Annotated in this window: 15 protein-coding genes and 1 other annotated feature; of the genes, 9 read left to right on the top strand and 6 right to left on the bottom strand. The window is 40.5% G+C overall.

What is annotated here, in order from left to right; translation table 11 throughout:
• Positions 1 to 168: 168 nt before the first annotated feature.
• Positions 169 to 3228, bottom strand: coding sequence for a transglycosylase domain-containing protein (locus tag LQ226_RS09025; RefSeq protein ID WP_231417486.1), 3060 nt, complete (start codon positions 3226 to 3228; stop codon positions 169 to 171).
• A gap of 135 nt (positions 3229 to 3363) precedes the next feature.
• Positions 3364 to 3575, top strand: a binding site (T-box leader).
• Positions 3576 to 3698: 123 nt separating this feature from the next.
• Here LQ226_RS09025 and tyrS point away from each other — a divergent pair.
• The gene (gene tyrS / locus LQ226_RS09020; RefSeq protein WP_231417485.1) at positions 3699 to 4970 is read left to right on the top strand and encodes a tyrosine--tRNA ligase; all 1272 of its coding nucleotides are present in this window, start codon (positions 3699 to 3701) and stop codon (positions 4968 to 4970) included.
• Positions 4971 to 5029: 59 nt separating this feature from the next.
• Here tyrS and LQ226_RS09015 read toward each other — a convergent pair whose 3' ends face one another.
• The 3 genes from LQ226_RS09015 to rpsD form a co-directional block, all read right to left on the bottom strand.
• Positions 5030 to 7315 (bottom strand): helicase C-terminal domain-containing protein, encoded by a 2286-nt coding sequence (locus tag LQ226_RS09015; RefSeq protein WP_231417484.1) that lies wholly within the window; start codon positions 7313 to 7315, stop codon positions 5030 to 5032.
• Positions 7316 to 7480: 165 nt separating this feature from the next.
• Entirely contained in the window at positions 7481 to 7723 is a 243-nt protein-coding gene (locus LQ226_RS09010; RefSeq protein ID WP_231417483.1) for a hypothetical protein, read from the bottom strand.
• Between the two features lie 119 nt (positions 7724 to 7842).
• Positions 7843 to 8445: a 30S ribosomal protein S4 gene (rpsD, locus tag LQ226_RS09005; RefSeq protein WP_188654460.1), complete on the bottom strand. Its 603-nt coding sequence runs from the start codon at positions 8443 to 8445 to the stop codon at positions 7843 to 7845.
• A gap of 311 nt (positions 8446 to 8756) precedes the next feature.
• Here rpsD and LQ226_RS09000 point away from each other — a divergent pair, with 311 nt between their 5' ends.
• Both LQ226_RS09000 and LQ226_RS08995 read left to right on the top strand, forming a co-directional pair.
• Positions 8757 to 9368: a hypothetical protein gene (locus LQ226_RS09000; RefSeq protein ID WP_231417482.1), complete on the top strand. Its 612-nt coding sequence runs from the start codon at positions 8757 to 8759 to the stop codon at positions 9366 to 9368.
• Between the two features lie 98 nt (positions 9369 to 9466).
• The gene (locus LQ226_RS08995; protein ID WP_231417481.1) at positions 9467 to 11362 is read left to right on the top strand and encodes a sensor domain-containing diguanylate cyclase; all 1896 of its coding nucleotides are present in this window, start codon (positions 9467 to 9469) and stop codon (positions 11360 to 11362) included.
• Between the two features lie 55 nt (positions 11363 to 11417).
• Here the strand turns inward: LQ226_RS08995 and LQ226_RS08990 are convergent, their stop codons facing one another.
• On the bottom strand, positions 11418 to 11897 hold the full coding sequence (locus tag LQ226_RS08990; RefSeq protein WP_231417612.1) for a GAF domain-containing protein: 480 nt from the start codon (positions 11895 to 11897) through the stop codon (positions 11418 to 11420).
• 118 nt (positions 11898 to 12015) lie between these two features.
• On the opposite strand from LQ226_RS08990, the gene refZ reads away from it, so the two are divergent.
• Positions 12016 to 12654: a forespore capture DNA-binding protein RefZ gene (gene refZ / locus LQ226_RS08985; RefSeq protein WP_231417480.1), complete on the top strand. Its 639-nt coding sequence runs from the start codon at positions 12016 to 12018 to the stop codon at positions 12652 to 12654.
• A gap of 80 nt (positions 12655 to 12734) precedes the next feature.
• Here the strand turns inward: refZ and hisJ are convergent, their stop codons facing one another.
• Positions 12735 to 13538 (bottom strand): histidinol-phosphatase HisJ, encoded by an 804-nt coding sequence (gene hisJ, locus LQ226_RS08980; RefSeq protein WP_231417479.1) that lies wholly within the window; start codon positions 13536 to 13538, stop codon positions 12735 to 12737.
• A gap of 166 nt (positions 13539 to 13704) precedes the next feature.
• Here hisJ and ezrA point away from each other — a divergent pair, with 166 nt between their 5' ends.
• From ezrA to LQ226_RS08955, 5 genes are all read left to right on the top strand, one after another.
• Positions 13705 to 15402, top strand: a complete 1698-nt coding sequence (gene ezrA / locus LQ226_RS08975; protein ID WP_231417478.1) for a septation ring formation regulator EzrA — start codon at positions 13705 to 13707, stop codon at positions 15400 to 15402.
• Positions 15403 to 15411: 9 nt separating this feature from the next.
• Positions 15412 to 15750 carry a hypothetical protein gene (locus tag LQ226_RS08970; RefSeq protein ID WP_231417477.1) on the top strand — a complete coding sequence of 113 codons (339 nt, stop codon included), beginning with the start codon at positions 15412 to 15414 and terminating at the stop codon, positions 15748 to 15750.
• A gap of 147 nt (positions 15751 to 15897) precedes the next feature.
• Positions 15898 to 17031, top strand: coding sequence for a cysteine desulfurase family protein (locus tag LQ226_RS08965; RefSeq protein WP_231417611.1), 1134 nt, complete (start codon positions 15898 to 15900; stop codon positions 17029 to 17031).
• 5 nt (positions 17032 to 17036) lie between these two features.
• Entirely contained in the window at positions 17037 to 18242 is a 1206-nt protein-coding gene (gene thiI, locus LQ226_RS08960; RefSeq protein ID WP_231417476.1) for a tRNA uracil 4-sulfurtransferase ThiI, read from the top strand.
• Positions 18243 to 18332: 90 nt separating this feature from the next.
• Positions 18333 to 18533 carry an alpha/beta-type small acid-soluble spore protein gene (locus LQ226_RS08955; RefSeq protein ID WP_231417475.1) on the top strand — a complete coding sequence of 67 codons (201 nt, stop codon included), beginning with the start codon at positions 18333 to 18335 and terminating at the stop codon, positions 18531 to 18533.
• Positions 18534 to 18605 lie beyond the last annotated feature (72 nt).

Genomic DNA, 18605 nt, shown 5'->3' with positions numbered 1-18605 from the left:
TTATACAGTAAATCTGCCTGAAAAAAATACCTTCCCTTTAATATGGTGCTCTCCTAATCGGTTCGAGGAAGAAGTGGTTACACGTAGCTTCGATTGAAACACCAGGGAACATTATCAGAGATAAAAAACAATCCCGGTAGCTAAATGCTACCGGGATTGTTGTAATGTTTATCCTTCGGAAGATGAATCATCATCTGTAGAGGTATCTCCGCCTGTATCGCCGGATTCTCCAGATCCTCCGGAGTCATTGTTTGACCCGGAATTATCGTCATTTGATGAACCATCATTATTCGTTTCGCCAGAAGAATCGTCATTATTGGAATCATTATCTGTATTATCATTACCTGAATTGTTGTCGTTGTTAGAATTGTCATTATTGTTGCCGCCATTGCCATTATTGTTATTGTTATTGTTATTGTTATTGTTACCAGAACCTTGTCCAGGATCAGTTGGAGGAGGGTCTGGTGTGAAATCTCCGTATTTATAAGCTGGAGATGCGGCTGACTGCATTCCAAAGTAATCAACAGCTCTTACGACATATACACCGCGACCAGAAACACCTAAGCTAGAGCTAGCGGAGCTTCCGACTAATTGGAAACCAGCGCCAGGGACTGGGGCTCGGTAAACGCGATAGCCTACTACATCTCTGCTTCCGGATGGTGCCCAGTTCAGAACGCCACCACTTACGGATAAGGAAGATGGAGCGGCAGGGGCTTGACCATCGTTAGGAACTGCATCTGTCGATGGCACTCGTACATTAGCCCATTGGCTGTTATTTGGTACAAGCTTATCTAAGCTATCAAGTCGATCATAATCGTTTCGCTTAATATAATCGGGATTAAAGAAAACGCCTTGATTTGTAAACTCAGTTGGAGTTGAATCTCCCGCTACATAAGCTTTACCACCAATTTCTACATAGTTTGTAGCAATTAGGCTGTCATCCCTTTTGGTTGGTGCATATTTAGCATAATAAAGGTCGCTCTTCACAAGCCCCATATCTGCACACAATTCTGAAGGAAGTAGTCCAGAAGCTGCGCAGTAGGATTGTCGTACAATCCCTGAAGGACGTTTGAAACTTTCTTTTGGAATCATTAACTCTGGATCAATGTCCGATACTGCATTGACGACGTCAGTCCATAAGTTAACGTTCCGGTTACTATACCCTAATGAGCAGTTATAGCATTGATTGACAGGTTTTGGAGTGTCATATCCCATCCACATACCCATTGTTACGTTAGGGTTTGTTGCGACAAACCAGGTGTCATGGAAATTCTGGGATGTTCCTGTTTTTCCTGCCCAATCTACGCCAGGATATTTAAGGTGATTCTTTGCGTAAGTAGCTGTACCGTAATCTAGTACATCTCTCATCATATCAATGGTTAAATAAGACGATTGTTCAGCAAAGACATCAACAGGCTCTGATTTGTGCTCATAAAGCACGTCACCATCTTTTGTTTCGATCTTATCAATCATAAAGGCATCTACGAATTTACCCATGTTACCAAACGTCGCATAAGCATTCGTGTTCTCTTCTACTGTTACCCCGTAGTCAAGACCGCCAATGGATGCTGATAAGTGGTGTTTGTCACCCTCAGTTAATGTAGTGAAGCCCATTTTATCAAGGTAAGAAGCTGGGTTCTGATTAATTATATCTACGTATGTCTTCGCGGCAGGGACGTTAAAGGATTTAGCTAATGCATAGCGCATTGATGTAAGTCCATGATATCTTCCTGTATAGTTCCCAGGGTTCCACATGTCTGTACCGGCATCGAATTTAGTGCTGATATCAGCAATCACGCTACCCGGATGTCCTGCTCCTAAATCTATAGCAGGTCCATATACAAGAAGTGGTTTCATTGTACTACCATTGGAACGTTTGGAATACGTAGCGTGATTTACTGTGGATATTTCGTAATCACGTCCACCGATAAAGCCGATAATTTTTCCGGTTTTATTCTCGATGAGCATTCCACCTACCTGAGTAGGTTCCATAATGGTTTTCTCTTCACCGGTTTCAGAATCAACCTCTTTTTCAGGAAGATCTGGACCATAATGATTGTAGTTAATACGTAATTCTTGCATTTTATCGTAAATCTCTTTGTTAATCGTGGTATGAACTTTTAATCCATCCTGCGTAAGAGTACGGTCTGCAAGGTTAGAGTACTGTTGTTGCAAGGAGTCATTATTGGCTAGGTCTTCTGCTGTGTAGCCATCTTGTTTAGCAAGAATTCCTTGCAAAACTTTGGTGGCGCGCTTTTCAATTTCAACTGTAAGATAAGGATACTCTTGAATAGGAGAAGGTTCTGGTTTGGCAAAGTTTGCAGCCAGGTTGTAATCAATAGCCTTCTCGTACTCAGCCTTTGAGATCATCTCGGCTTCAAGCATACGCTCAAGAACGGTTTGCATACGTTCAACACCGGGTGCGACCCCTTCTTCTGATTTAATTTCTCCACTATTTGTAAAAGGAGTATAAAGATAAGGACTTTGTGGCATTCCTGCAATATAAGCTGCTTGAGGAAGATTTAAATCTTTGGCGCTCACTCCAAATACCCCTTGAGCAGCGGTTTCGATTCCTGCTATGTTCCTGCCGGATGAATTACGACCAAATGGAACAACGTTGAGATAGGCTTCTAATATTTCATCTTTCTCAAAGAAGCGCTCTAAACGTAAGGCAAGTAAAATTTCTTTTGCTTTACGTTCAAATGAAACTGTATCTGTTAGAATCTGGTTCTTGATTAATTGTTGGGTAAGTGTACTACCACCCGTTTTTACGCTTGCGTTTGTGACTTCTTGGAAAATGGCACGAAGGATTGCTTTTGGAACAACCCCATTATGTGTATCGAAATATTCATCTTCTGTCGCTTTAATGGCGTTGACCACATGATTAGAGACTTGATCAAGCGACACTTCTTCACGATACAAATCGGACTGAATCTTTCCTAAGTACGTATCACCGGCAAAATACAGTTTCGACGTTTCTTCATAATTGTAAATGTCTTTTTCCATTTCGGCTTTAGCTCGAATGGGCTCGTCTTTAACGAGTGAGGCGAAGTAACCGGCACCTAACCCACCAGCAAAGAATACGCCGATAACACCTACAATGAGGAAGAATAACACAATGTTCCAGATCACATCATAGGAAATCCGGAAGTACTTTTGAAGTTTTCCGTCTTCCCACCATTGACGAAGCTTTGATCTATCTGGACCATTGGAATGGTTCTGGCTCATATAACGACCTCCTATTCATACACGCAATATTATACCATATTGCACCATAAGGAGACATGGTTCAACAGGAAATGTGTGTTGCTTTTTAAAAAAATATATGCTATAAATTATGTCACAGTCACGAACGATAATGAATAGTAAACATAGAAGGGTTGAAGTAGTAAGAAGTTCCCTGTTTCAGAGAGCTGACGGTCGCTGTGAGTCAGTACAGAGCAACTTACGAATTACGTCCTGGAGTTTTCTTCTGATGAATCAGAAGACGGGTGAAACCGTTAGAATTTCCTTGAGTGGCAACCATTAATTTGGTTGCAACAAGGGTGGTACCGCGAGAGAACCTCGTCCCTTTTTTAGGGGCGGGGTTTTTTGTGCTCTGGGATAAATGTTGTCCGTAGTATAACCTGAAGTGGGCGCCTTCAGTACTATCATTTCGTTTATGTCGTTAACTTTTTTTGGATTAGGAGTGTTGAAATTTGGATATTTTACAAGATCTACAAGCAAGAGGCTTAATTAATCAAATGACAGATGAAGAAGGTTTAAAAAAACACCTTGCTTCTGAACAAGTAACACTCTACTGTGGATTTGATCCAACAGGAGATAGTCTTCATATAGGGCATTTGCTTCCTGTGCTCATTCTTAAACGATTCCAGCAAGCAGGTCACCGCCCGATCGCCTTAGTCGGTGGGGGCACTGGTATGATCGGTGATCCAAGCGGACGTTCAACAGAACGTCAATTGAATGATGAGGACACAGTTCGTTATTACAGCGAACAACTAGCAGGCCAGCTTGCTAAGATTTTGGATTTTGATAAGGGTGAGAATGCAGCTGTAGCTCGTAACAATCTGGACTGGTTGAACCAAATGACAATGATTGAATTCTTACGAGATGTAGGGAAACACTTTGGTATTAACTACATGTTAGCGAAGGATTCAGTAGAGTCTCGTATTGAAAATGGAATCTCGTTTACAGAATTCAGTTACATGATCCTTCAATCTTATGATTTCCTGAACTTATTCCGTAAAGAGAACTGTACATTACAAATCGGCGGAAGTGATCAGTGGGGGAATATTACTGCTGGGCTAGAGCTTATTCGTAAAAACTCTACAGAAGGAGAAGAAGCGAAGGCGTTTGGTTTAACTGTTCCACTTATTACTAAAGCAGATGGTAGTAAATTTGGTAAAACAGCCGGTGGGGCTATTTGGTTAGACCCTGAAAAGACTACGCCATATGAGTTTTATCAGTTCTGGATTAATACAGATGACCGTGATGTTGTAAACTTCCTTCACTACTTTACATTCTTAAGCCTGGAGGAAATTGCGGAGCTTTCTAAGGAAGTAGAAGAGCAGCCTGAGAAACGTGTTGCTCAGCGCCGATTAGCTGAAGAAATGACGAAGTTGGTCCACGATGAGCTGGCTTTAGAACAGGCTGAAAAGATTTCAGCAGCACTCTTTAGTGGGGATCTAAAGCAGTTAACTGGAGACGAAATCGAGCAAGGCTTTAAAGACGTTCCTACTTATCGTTTAGAAGAAGAGGAAAAAGGATTGATTGATTTGCTCGTGGAAGCTAAGATCTCCTCATCAAAGCGTCAGGCTCGTGAAGACATTCAAAATGGTGCCATTTACATTAATGGTGAGCGTGAACAGGATATGAAATACACAGTGAGCGCTGAAGACCGTATAGATGGCAAGTTTACAATCATTCGCCGTGGTAAGAAGAAATATTTCTTAATTCGTTTCGAAGGGTAATGATTGAATCGAGAAAAAGGCCGGTTAGAGATCACTCTGATCGGCCTTTTAATTTTATTCTATTCGTCTCTTTTGATGCGGTAATGTTGAAGGTGGTAAGGGAGCAAGGTTGTGTATCGTTTTTGAAGAAACCGATCATCTATAAGAACGATGGTACCGGAATCTTCTTCAGTACGAATGAGTCTGCCTGCTGCTTGCAATACTTTATTCATACCGGGATACATATAAGCATAATCGAACCCGTTTTTGCCACGATTATTGAAAAATTGCTTCATCAGATCTTGTTCATCATTTAATTTAGGTAAACCGACGCTTACGACTAGAACCCCGTTTAACCGATTCCCTCTCAAATCGACTCCTTCTGAGAAAATCCCTCCTAATACAGCAAACCCGATTAATGAATCCTCTCTGTCTATACGAAATTCAGACAAATAGTGTTCCCGGTCTTCCTCTGTCATGTGCGGGGTCTGGAGTAAAACGGAGGACTGATGATCTCGTTCTTGGAATCTCTCATACACCTGTTCCATATATACGTAAGAAGGGAAGAAGATCAGGTAGTTGCCGGGTCTTTCTCTTATTAGATCCTCTATTGTGTGTGCGATGGTTTCTGCTGACTCCTCACGGTCATAGTAACGGGTGGATGTCGGTTGAATAAATAAGTCCACTTTGTCTCTGTCGAACGGTGAAGGGATGGAAAATGTATAATCGCCTTCAGTCCATCCGAGCATATCTTTATAATAATCAAAAGGAGCGAATGTGGCCGAGAAGAAAATGGTCGCTCCGTACCCCTTCGTCGTTTTATGAAGAAGTGATGAGGGGTCAATACAGAATAGCTTCAACTCGACTTCGCTTTTGTAACGCCTGATGTAAGAAAGGTAGGATTCATCGTAGAACTTTGAAATGCGTATGAAACTTAACGCCATAAAGTAGGTTTCAAGTAATAGAGATTCTGTATCCTCAACAAAAGGAATTTCGAGTTCTGCTAGTTCAGTAAACTGTTCTACTTGTTCCACGATCCCTTCAGGAATCTCTGCACTTGTCAGCATATAGTCATCGCCCATAGATTTCTTTAGAGAAAGAAAGGATTGGTCGATTGTGTGTAATGCTTGATATAGATGGGGATTCTTTGTTTTATATTCCCGCTTTAGCTGTAAGAAGGATGACTTTGTTAGAAGAGAAGAGTACATAGCCTGCGAGCGGTCAACAAGGTTATGCGCTTCGTCTATAAGAAGGGTTGTCTTCTTCTTGGTGTCGTTCCACAAGCGTTTGAAAGATACTCTTGGATCAAATACATAATTGTAATCGCAAATGATAGAGTCAGCATGATAGGCGACATCTATTGAATACTCGAAAGGACAAACCTGATGCTTCCTAGCGTAATATTCAATAACTTCTCTTGTCATAAGTGTTTCACTAGACAATATATCGAGAAGGGCGTGATTAATACGATCGTAATAACCGTCAGCAAACGGGCAATATTCTGCTTGGCACCCTTCGCTTGTAAAGCACATTTTATCTTTGGCAGTCACTGTGACGGTATGAAAGTGCAGACCACTCTCCTCCATTAAATGAAGTGCTTCTTCAGCAGCTTGCCTTGTGATCGTTTTTGCAGTTAAGTAGAATAACTTTTCTGACCTACCTTCACCAATGGCTTTTATGGCAGGGAAAAGGGTTGAAATGGTTTTCCCGGTTCCGGTAGGCGCATGGGCAAACATGGTCTTATGATCGCTAATGGTTTTATAGACAGCTCCAGCAAATTTTCGTTGACCGGGCCTGAATTCTGGATAGGGGAAAGGGAGTTGTTGTATACTCTGTTGCCGCTTGTCCCTGTGCTGGCTCATTTGTTCCGCATATGGAATATACGCCTTGATGACATGCTCGAACCACTCTTTTAATTCATTGGCCGTAAAAGATTCCGCAAATTGCTTCCGCTCAGAAGATGGTAAGTGTACATATGTAAGCTGTACATCAATTTCATCCAAACCTTGCTGCGTCGCGTAAATAAACGCGTAGCACTTCGCCTGAGCCCAGTGCACAGGGTGGGAGTCCTTCTTTATATCAAAAATAGAAGAGGAGGTTGATTTAATTTCATCAATCGTAATGGTATTGGTTGATTGAAGCAAGCCATCACAGCGTCCTTCTATCTGGATTTCGAGGGAGTCCTCTATATGAGTATAGGCAAGGTGCATTTCTTTGAAATCTTCTTCTCCGTATTCTTTTTGTACCATTTGATGTGCTTTTGTTCCTTCTGTTAGGGATGTGGTCGATTTAAAACGCCGATCCAGGCTTCCGGATCGGTAAACGTATTCAACCAATGCTCGTATGGATGTTTTAATCTGTGTCATATAATCACCAAGTTCTTTTGTGTAGTCTAAGTTTAAAAAGTGAGGTGATGTTAAGGAATATACGGGAAAAACATCTTTTTGTATAAGGCGATTGGCTTTTTACAAAAAGATGCCTTGTCCGTACGATCCTAAGCACCACGCTTACACTTTTCAATCTAGAGTAGTCTAGAAAATAAAGATCGCAGAAACGATGGCAGTCAGAAGAAACGTGATTGCATAGATAATGGATAGAATTTTAATACTTGAGTTCTTCTCATATTTATGGGATCTCTGTAGCTCTGCTGCGGGGGATTCTCCTTCAATTTCTCTTCGTTCTATGGACTTATTTACATCTTTACCAACTAAAAGCGTTCCAATAAAGGCCAGTACGCAAATCCCAATCACAATACTGATATATAAGGTATACACGTGACCCCTCCTTTATATTTATACTCTTAGTGTATCAGGAAATGGAAATAGATGATAATGAAAGGAGAAAAGAGCATAAAAAAACACCCATCCAAAAGGATGGGTGTTTGCGGAAGCTATTAACGAGAGTAGAACTCAACGATAAGTGCTTCGTTAATTTCAGAAGGCATTTCAGAACGCTCAGGGAAGCGAACGTAAGAACCTTCAAGCTTTTCTGCATCGAAAGATACGTACTCAGGTACGAAGTTGTTAGCTTCGATTGCGTCCTTGATCACGTCAAGGTTAGCAGATTTTTCGCGAACTGCGATTGTTTGACCAGGCTTCACACGGTAAGATGGAATGTTTACGCGTCCACCATCTACAAGAATGTGACCATGGTTAACTAGTTGGCGAGCTTGCGCGCGAGTGCGAGCAAGACCTAAGCGGTAAACGATGTTGTCCAGGCGAGACTCTAGAAGTGTTAAGAAGTTTTCACCGTGGATACCTTTCATGTTACCTGCTTCTTCGAATAAACGACGGAATTGACGTTCGTTAACTCCGAAGATGAAACGAAGCTTCTGCTTTTCTTGAAGCTGTGTACCATATTCTGAAAGCTTTTTACGCTGGTTAGGACCATGTTGGCCAGGAGCGTAAGGGCGTTTTTCTAGCTCTTTACCAGTACCGGATAAAGAAATACCTAAACGACGAGATTTTTTCCAAGTGGAATCTGTGTAACGTGCCATTGGATGATCTCTCCTTTACTATTTTTATTTTGTATAAAATAAAAACAGAAGTGTTCCGTTCTCGATGCTCATTTTGTTTTCATGTACCATCGCTCCAGCAGCCGAGAGTTACGCGATACACCTCTTAGTAGAGAGGAACAAAATGATGACAACAGTGGTTCACCAAAGCTGCCTTTTATTTTACACAAACGCTATTATAGAGTTTATTTGATTAGAAGTCAAGGAGTATCAAGAAGAATATCATCTAATTCGGTCTTTGGGTAAGGAGGCTGTGTTATAATGAGGCAAAAAATTTCGAAAGGTTATTTTATATGAAGTTTAATAGCGATCATACACCACCCACGAAACGTTCTCAACTTCTACGCTATGTGCTCATTAGCCTATTTATAGTGGCGGTCCTAGTTGCAATAATGGTACAAAATAATCAAGCAAAACAAATTATGAAGCCAACTCTAGAGCAACAACCTCTGTTAGCTATTCGGCACAACGTGGAAGAAGTAGAGGTTAGTTTAATACAACTACAGGAAGAAGTTCCTTATTTGGTGACGTTTGACATAGACCCTTTTACCTATTCTTTTTCAGCCAAAGCCTATAAGAGACTAAATCAGCCGATTCAAGAGATTAACTATTCTAAGGACGGGGAACTATGGGTAAAACGTAATAACGAATGGTTTTTATTGGATGAGGACCTCGTTGAACGCCCCTCTTCTGCTCGTTCGCCTATGTTTGAAGAACGTGTCTCTTTCATTAAAAAGGTGATTAAAAAGGGGGATGTTTTTCAGATGACAGTACGTTTACATGACCATAATGAATGGTCAGAAGTCTTCCAAAAGCGTCCTATAGATATAGAGAAGTTATATGTTAATGAAGAGGTTTGGGTTGTTCTTTTAGATGATTTCACAGTTGAAATTGTAAAAAAGTGAAAAATTAATGAAAAGTAATAGGAAAAAAAGACTATAAGAAGTATAATGATAAAAAGAAAAGCTTGTAGAGAACTCCACTGAAATAAGGTGATGGATGTATGATTTCTAATAAACCCAATAGTCAATTTCATAATCAATTAAAGGCACGTTTCTTTGACTTGGTCACCCATAATGGAGCGACGGATTGGATGAACTTCTTAGAAGAAATGGAAGTTGTCATAAAAGAAACCCTTGGAGCAGCTAACGCCCATGTATACATATATAATGCATCTGAAAATACATTTAGGATGATTTCTTCTGAGGGGGACGACACACTAGCGCGTGAGATAAACGCACAGTATTGGAGCGGGTTACGTCAGCATCATGGGATGGTTGGTTCACCCATAAAAGAGAGTAGCTTTCAAGAGGATACATATCGTTACTTCATCCCATTAACCCACGAAGGAGAAGTCTTTGGTTTAGTAGGGGTGACTTTTCATACACCTGAGCACCTTACCTTTCATCATTTAGAAACTGTTGGTGAAGAAGTTTCTGCTCTTTATTTAAAGATGAGAAATTACTATCAATCTTTAGATGAGGAAAAACGACATGAGCGCTTGTTCAGGGTTACAGCCAAGTTCCACTCTTCTATGAACATGGATGATGTGCTTGGGGAGATCATTGATACACTACGTCAGCTATATCCGGAGTTTGAATATTATCTGTTGCTCTCCCATGATTATTCTAGTTCTCATGACTTGCCGATTCGTGAGCTAGTCTATGATAGTGATGGAGCGAACAGATCTAGTGCACAAGCCTATTTAACCGGGGAAATGCAGTTCGAAGAATCCTGGAATGAGCGGCAGTCTTGTTTCTACGCTCCGCTTAAAGGGAAGCAAGGTGTTTACGGCGTTTTACAAGTCGTGGCACCAAAGAGTATCCATTTTCTTGAGGAAGATATTAATTTTATTACTTTATTAGCTAATACTGCGGGCAACGCTTTAGAGAACGCCAGGTTGTACCAACAGTCCAAACGTTTAATTTCAGATTTGCAGCTAATAAATGAAACATCACACAAACTTAATTCAAACTTGAGATTATCTGATACCATTTCGTTCTTATCTAACCAGATTCGACAATCCTTTGATGCTGAGCAAGTGGGCGTGCTTCTTTTTAAAGACGGGGAAGCTAGGGATTATGAAGTATTAAAGGAAAGTTCATCGTTCTTTTACCAGGACAAGAGTGAGGAGCTTCTCCGTTATATTACGGATTCGATTGGTGCGCAGAGGGATGCGTTATTCATAGGTGATTTCTCTGTAAAGAATCCTAGCTTCTATAGTCCATATCAATCGGTAATGGCGATTCCTATGATCCAGACTGAATCGTTAAAAGGCGTCGTCATCGTCATGCATACAGATCCGTACTTCTTTAGTTTCGAAACGTTTAAGCTCTTGCAATCGCTTGTCCACCATTCAACGCTTGCATTTGCGAATTCCATGCTAAGAGAAGAACTAGAGCAACTAGTCAGTACAGATTATCTAACAAAGCTTTATTCAAGGAAGCACTTAGATGAAACCATTCATAAACATTTTGTGAAAGATCGTGATGGATCCTTTATTATAGTCGACATTGATAATTTCAAAAAAGTAAATGACACGTACGGTCACCAAGAAGGAGACCGGGTCATTATTGAAGTGTCGAACCTGCTGAAACGCGAAATAGAGAATATCGGAATTACCGCAAGATGGGGCGGGGAAGAATTGGCCATCTATCTTCCGGAAATTGACTTAGATGAGGCCTATGAAATTGGTGAGAAATTGGTGAATAGAGTGAGAGGCTATACGACCCCGCGTGTCACTATATCGTGTGGCGTTTCTTATTGGAATAAGTCAGGTGATGGGAGAGTTGTTGATTTATTCAGAAGGGCAGATAGGGCGCTTTATGAAGCAAAAGAGTCAGGAAAAGATTGCATTAAACGTGAGACGAATAATGGGCAAAGCATTCATAGAAACTAGTGAAGACCCTATACATGTAAAAAGAGCTTGGAGATCCAAGCTCTTTTTTTAATCTTTATATATACTGTTCGACAAGTCTTGCGAATTGCTCAATAAACATTTCATCAATCTCATCAAAACGGTCTTTAACAGGACTATCGATATCTAAAACGCCAAATACGTTTCCGTCCTTATACATAGGGACCACGATTTCGGATTGACTTGCAGCGTCGCAGGCAATGTGACCAGGGAACTGATGGACATCAGCTACGCGCTGTGTTTTCCCTTCTGAAATAGCTGTACCGCATACACCTTTTCCGCTAGGGATACGAACACATGCTGGAAGTCCTTGGAATGGCCCTAAAACAAGCTGGTCCTGTTTCCAAATATAAAATCCTACCCAATTTACCTCACTAAGAAACTGGTTTAATAGGGAAGAGGCGTTGGATAGATTTGCGATTTGATCCGGCTCATCTTCAATTAAAGCCTTTAACTGCTTTAACAATAATTCGTAATTTTGTTCTTTTGTTCCATTATAATGTTCGACATTAAACATCATGCATTCCTCCTAATTTGGCAAAAAACCTAATAGTGCGGGGCGAAAGTTGACGAGCGATTCATGCAGGATTCTTACCTTATTCAACGAATATTTTCGAATAAGGAGGTCATGTGCTATGACAAAATCGTCAACAAGACAAAAAGTGATGGATGCAGCGTGTTTGTTGTTTTATACGAAAGGCTACACTGGAACCTCTGTTCGTGATATCGCCGCAAAAGCCAAAGTTAATGTTTCGCTGATTAGTTACCATTTTACAAATAAACAAGGGTTACTTGAACACCTTATGGTCCAATATTTTGAACCTTATATAGAAGCTATTGAGCAACAGAAAGATGTAGACCCACGCCTTTCTTCACAGGAAAAACTACGTAAAATGATAGAGGTTATTATACAGTATAAGAAACAGCATCATCAATTTACTTGCTTTATTCACCGTGAGTTGACGCTTGATAATGTTCTAGTACGAGAAATGATGGTTACGTATTTAGCCAAAGAAAAATTTATTCTATTTAAGCTGTTTAAGGAATCGTTACAGCATACTAAGATTAAACAAATGCAGGTTCAATACTTGTTTCTGCAATTTAAGGGAATGCTTATGATGCCCTTTTTAATGCCTTACGAAATGAGAGAACATGTCCTGTGGGATCAGTCCCCTGAGTTTTTTGTGAAGCAGTATACAGACACCATTATGCACTGGCTCGATCATGTGTACCAAACAGGCGGTCTTCCGCCAAAGAAAGAAAGCATCATGTAATAGAAAGATAGTCGCGCTCGTGGGATTTCTCCCTCGGGCGCGTTATGATTTATAATCAATCTTATTAGGTGTGTTAACTGTTAGTCTTGTAGGTGTAGATTTACCTGATCATACCCCGCACCGAGGTCTTCCGCTTTGTGTGCATCAGATCCGTAAATAAGTTTGATCCCTTTTTGCGAAGCTTTCTTTACAATTGGTAGGGGAGGGTAGGTTGTTTGGCAGTATGGTTTCCTTAAACCAGCAGTGTTTACATCCAACGAGTATTCTTTTTCCTTAACCTTCTCTAATACTGCATCTGTCTCTTGTGCAAAAGACGTGGATGTGGGGAACAAACTCTGAAATTTATTTGATAGAGTCATATGGCCAATACGAGTAGGTTTATAAGGTCCTAAATCTGCCTCTATTGAACGAAGGAGTGTCTTGTAATAAAGTCGATGCACTTCGTCAACACCACCTGTTTCATTTACAAGTGTTTGGAAAGAAGCTGGATTATAGTCAAGACAGACATATTCGTTCCCAGAAAGAAGAAAATGGACAGATAGTATAGAATCTGTTAAATAAGGTCCGTATTGATTAAGGAAATTTGTAATTTCTTTCTGATACCCCTCAATGTAATCGACTTCTAATCCGATATGAATTGTGATGTCTTTTTCGTAAGTCCTTTTTAAATCTCCTAAGGTGGTAATATAATCATCGATTCGTTTGATATCCATCCCACTATCCTTTGTAGGTACAGGGTCTTTGAAGGATGGCGGTAACGGAGCGTGTTCCGTAAAACTGATAGATGAATAAGTTTTTGAAATGGCGTTTTCAATGTAGTGTTTTAGGGTATCCCTTGTTCCATGGGGGCAGAAGGGCGTGTGTACATGTCCATCTACGATCAAAATGAAACCTCCTCCAAATAAGATGTAGAAAAAATTGTAAAAAGGTTAATAAATTTGAAAATATTTAGCCAAAATGACCGTTTACATGGTATCATAAAAACATTACTATATACATATTTTTACCTGGTATGACATAGATGAATTATTGACAGTTAGGAGGCTTTATATGGCGTATGGCATCGGTGCGATACTAGCAGTGATTGTTGGAATTATTGTGGGGTTAATTTTTAGAAAGCGGGTATATGATGAAGTCGATCGGCTAGAAAGCTGGAAGATGGATGTTATGAACCGTGAAGTGACAGAAGAACTTTCAAAGGTGAAGTCCCTTAATTTATCAGGGGAAACACAGGAAAGGTTTGAATCATGGCGTTCTGAGTGGGATGACATTTTATCAAAGCAGTTACCGGACCTTGAAGAGTATTTATTTGATGCAGAGGAATATGCAGATAAATACCGATTCGGCTCTGCTAGGAAAGTGTTAGCTTCCATTGAAGAGAAGTTAACAGCCATTGAAGCTTCAATTGATAAGATGTTTGAAGAGTTAGATACGCTGCTTCATTCAGAAGAAAATAGCCGCAAAGACATTGAAACACTCCATCCACAAACGAAACAACTTCGCAAAAAACTATTACAACAACGCCATCGATACGGGAGTGCTGAAGTCCGTTTTGAAGTTCTAATCGATACAGCTGATGAGAAACTCCAACATTATTATCAGCTTGTAGAGCAAGGGAATTACTTCGAAGCGAATGAACTTGTTCAGACCATGAAAGACGAAATCGATCAACTAACTGTCCAGATTGAAGAATTTCCATCTCTTTATAAGATGTGTAAGCAAGAGCTTCCATCTCAAATTGAAGATTTACTTAACGGCTTACAACAAATGAGTGAGGACGGATACCGTGTTGAAGCTTATCATTTCAATGACGAGCTTGCAGCTTTTCAAGAGAAACTCAGTAGCTACACCGAGCAATTAGAAAATGCTGAGATGGAAGAAGCGCGCACGGGAGCCCTTGAAATTGAAGAACGTGTAAATGAAATGTTTGCTCAACTAGAGAAAGAGGCAATTGCCAAAAGTTATGTTGAAAAACATCAGCCAACACTGTTATCTCAATTACAATCGATTCGAGAAGATATTCGCATAAGCAAGGAAGAGATCGAAGTATTGCAGCATACATACCAATTTGAAGATAAGGATTTAGAGATCCATGCAAGTCTTGAAAAATGGGTAAACCTGCTAGTGAAACAATATAACGATATTTCTGATGAGCTTGAAGAGGGACTGTCCCATTTGTCGATTCGAGAAGATCTCGAACGCTTTGAAGTTCAACTTCAAGAACTTATGGAACAGCATCAACAATTTAAAGACCGCTTACACGAGGTTCGAGCTGGTGAGCGTGAAGCGCAAGAACAAATTACCGCTATGAAGCAAAAGCTTATTGCTGTTAACCGGAAGCTTCAAAAGAGCAATATTCCTGGTGTCCCTCTTTATTTACAAAATGCCATTGAAGCTGCTGCTCATTCTCTCCATCGAGTTCATGATCTGTTAGATGAGCAACCTCTTGATATGGTGAAAGTACGTGAAGCACTTACTAATGCTACGAAAGAGACAGAAAGTGCTTCTGAACAAACGGAATTACTCTTGGACCAGGCTGCTCTGGTTGAAACCATGATTCAGTACGGAAATCGTTATCGAAGTCAATATCCTTTCACGGCGGCAAAGCTTTCAGAAGCGGAACGCTCTTTTAGAAATTATGAGTATGATCATGCCTTGGAATTGGCAACAGATGCACTTGAAGAAGTAGAACCAGGTGCACGTGCACGCTTAGGTGAATACGTCGGAGTGAGCACAACGGTAGGTTAGGAGGCATTCATGAATAAACGCTTAGTAATGAGTCTCTCCGTCCTATCTATAGGAGTTTGGATGATTACCATTATTCTGCTAATGGTACCTTCTGAAGAGACTCTCGCAGAAGATCATAGTCAACGTTCAAATCCTTCTATTGAAATGAAATCTTCAGATCGATTGGCTCAAGTTGCTTCCCGTTTTGAGTCCTCTAGAAGCAATCAAGTCATAGAAAAGGATAAAGGAACGTGGCAAGAAGTAGGATTGACTCGCTCCTGGGCAAATGAATGGAGTCAGGATGGTACATTTTCTATTGATGATCTATTAACTAAATTAGAGATTAAGAAAGAGCCCTTTCCCTTTTAGGAAAGGGCTTTTTCTATGATGAACAATCTGAAATGTCTTCTAGATCATGTTATAGTTATATTGAATTACAAGAGCGATTGACAGATGCCTCAGGTGAAACGTATGATAATAGAATTGATTGCAATAAGAGAAAAGGGGATCGGTGCCATGATTTACTTCGACAATAGTGCCACGACAAAACCATATCCCGAAGTGTTAAATAGTTTCCAGCAAGTATCTGAACGATATTATGGAAATCCTTCTTCTATACATGCATTTGGAAGCGAGGCTGAAAGACTTCTTCAACAGTCGAAAAAGCAAGCTTCAGGGTTGCTTGGTATTCATGCTGATGAAGTTGTATTTACTTCCGGAGGAACAGAAGGCAACAACATGGCTATAAAGGGAATTGCTTTACAACACCAAAATCGTGGGAAGCATATTATTACTACGACGATTGAACACCCTTCCGTGTTGGAAGCTTGTCGTTCATTAGAGTCGCTTGGATTTGAGGTCACTTATCTTCCTGTTAACGGTGCTGGCCGTATTAGTGTTGAAGATGTTCAAGCAGCTATTCGAGAGGATACGATTTTAATTAGCGTTATGCACGTCAATAATGAGTTAGGGACGATTCAACCTATAGAAGAAATCGCAAATGTAGCTCGTCAACATCCGAAGCTTTACTTCCATGTAGATTATGTACAAGGACTAGGGAAAATTGACTTGGATCTATCGCGTATTGATTTATGCACCATGTCGAGCCATAAAGTCCATGGGTTAAAAGGAACGGGTATTCTTTATGTGAAGCGAAACACTTCTCTATTTCCATTGTTACATGGAGGAAGTCAAGAGGCCTCTTACCGGGCTGGGACAGAGAATCTTCCTGGCATTGTATCTATGGTTAAAGCACTCCGGATGACGAAGGAGAATCAAAAGCAAAAAGGGAAACACCTAAGAGAATTACACCAGCAGTTGTATGAAGAAATCTCTAAATTTGATGAAGTTGTTATGAATACACCTTCAGAAAGTGCTCCTCATATTGTGAATTTTTCCGTTCCCGGGTTTAAACCAGAGGTCGTTATTCATGCTTTGGGAGAACGGGGGATCTACATTTCTACTAAGTCAGCTTGTTCTTCTAAGCATGCAGATGAAAGTGCTGTTCTAACTGCATGCGGGCATTCACATGAACGGTCTTCGGCCGGTCTTCGTGTAAGTATCACGTATGATAATACCATGGAAGAAGGAGCTCGTTTTATACGAGTGCTTCGTGAAGTATTAACCGAATTAAAAGAAGTAATGGGGTAGATAACATGCATTATGATCATATATTAATCCGCTACGGGGAAATGTCCCTGAAAGGGAAGAACTTAAAACACTTCGTAGCCAAGTTGTATGAAAATGTAAAAGCGAAGTTGCACGACTATGACGCAATTACAATTAAACGAAATCGGAATCGTATGTACATCTTGCTAAATGGGGAAGATCCTGAGCCTATCTTAGAAAGATGTAAAGATGTTTTCGGTATTCAGTCGTTTAGCTTAGCAATTAAAGTGGACAATGAAGAAGAACAGATGAAAGAAGCTGCGATTTATGCCTTGACGCATGCGGAAAACGCCAAGACGTTCAAGATTACTGTACGCCGCGTAGACAAAGATTTCCCTATAGATTCCCAAGCTATGAATCGGGTTCTTGGCGGTTATGTGCTTTCAAATACAGAAGGATATACTGTAGATGTGCATAATCCTGATGTGGAAATTAATGTAGAGATCCGTAAAGACGGAACCTATATTACCTCAGAGAAAATACTTGGGGCAGGAGGACTTCCGGTAGGTACAACGGGAAAAAGCCTTCTTCTTCTATCAGGTGGTATTGACAGTCCTGTAGCAGGATATCTGTCAATGAAACGTGGTGTTGAAATTGAGGCGATTCACTTCCATTCTCCTCCTTATACAAGTGAGCGTGCGAAGCAGAAGGTACTTGATTTAGCTAAGCAATTGACTCGTTATGGCCATAAAATTAAAGTCCATATTGTTCCATTTACTAAGTTGCAGCAAACCATTCACCGTGAAATACCAGAAGGATATGGCATGACCGTTATGCGTCGTGTCATGCTTCAAGTGAGTGAACGCGTTGCAGAGGAAAGGGGAATTCTTTCCTTTACGACGGGTGAAAGTCTTGGTCAGGTTGCCAGTCAAACGATGGAAAGCATGAACACGATTAACGAGGTCACCAATTACCCGATTATTCGTCCGCTTGTTTCAATGGATAAACTAGAAATTATTGATATTTCTAAGCGAATTGATATGTATGATATCTCGATTCGTCCTTTTGAAGATTGCTGTACAGTATTCGTGCCGAGTGCACCTAAAACGAGACCAACTCGTGAGAAAGTGCTGCAATATGAAGAGCGTGTTGATTTCACCGATGAAATTGAAGAAACGCTTGCAGGAATTGAAACAGTTGAATTTGAAGAGAGTCAAACAGAAGAAGAGGACGAATTTTCTGATTTGCTCTAAAAGATAAACTTAGCTGAATTTCCAAAAACTGTTCAGAATGAGATCCTCCTTGTGAAGCCATGCTAGTAGTAACAAGGAGGTGAGAATCACATGGCATATAACAACTCAAACGAACTTGTAGTACCTGGTGTACAACAAGCTCTAGACCAAATGAAATATGAAATCGCTCAAGAATTTGGCGTACAGCTTGGTCCTGACTCTACATCCCGTCAAAACGGATCTGTAGGTGGAGAGATCACAAAACGTCTAGTTCAAATGGCTGAACAGCAGTACAACGGTGGCCAACAATAATTGAATATGATGGTATGAAAGGGCAGTGGCGACACTGTCCTTTTCTTATGGGGCGGGAGTCGGAAAGTTGTG

The sequence above is a fragment of the Pontibacillus sp. HN14 genome, from assembly GCF_021129245.1.
In the GTDB taxonomy this organism is placed as follows: domain Bacteria; phylum Bacillota; class Bacilli; order Bacillales; family BH030062; genus Pontibacillus.
This window is presented reverse-complemented; position numbering and strand designations above follow the sequence as displayed.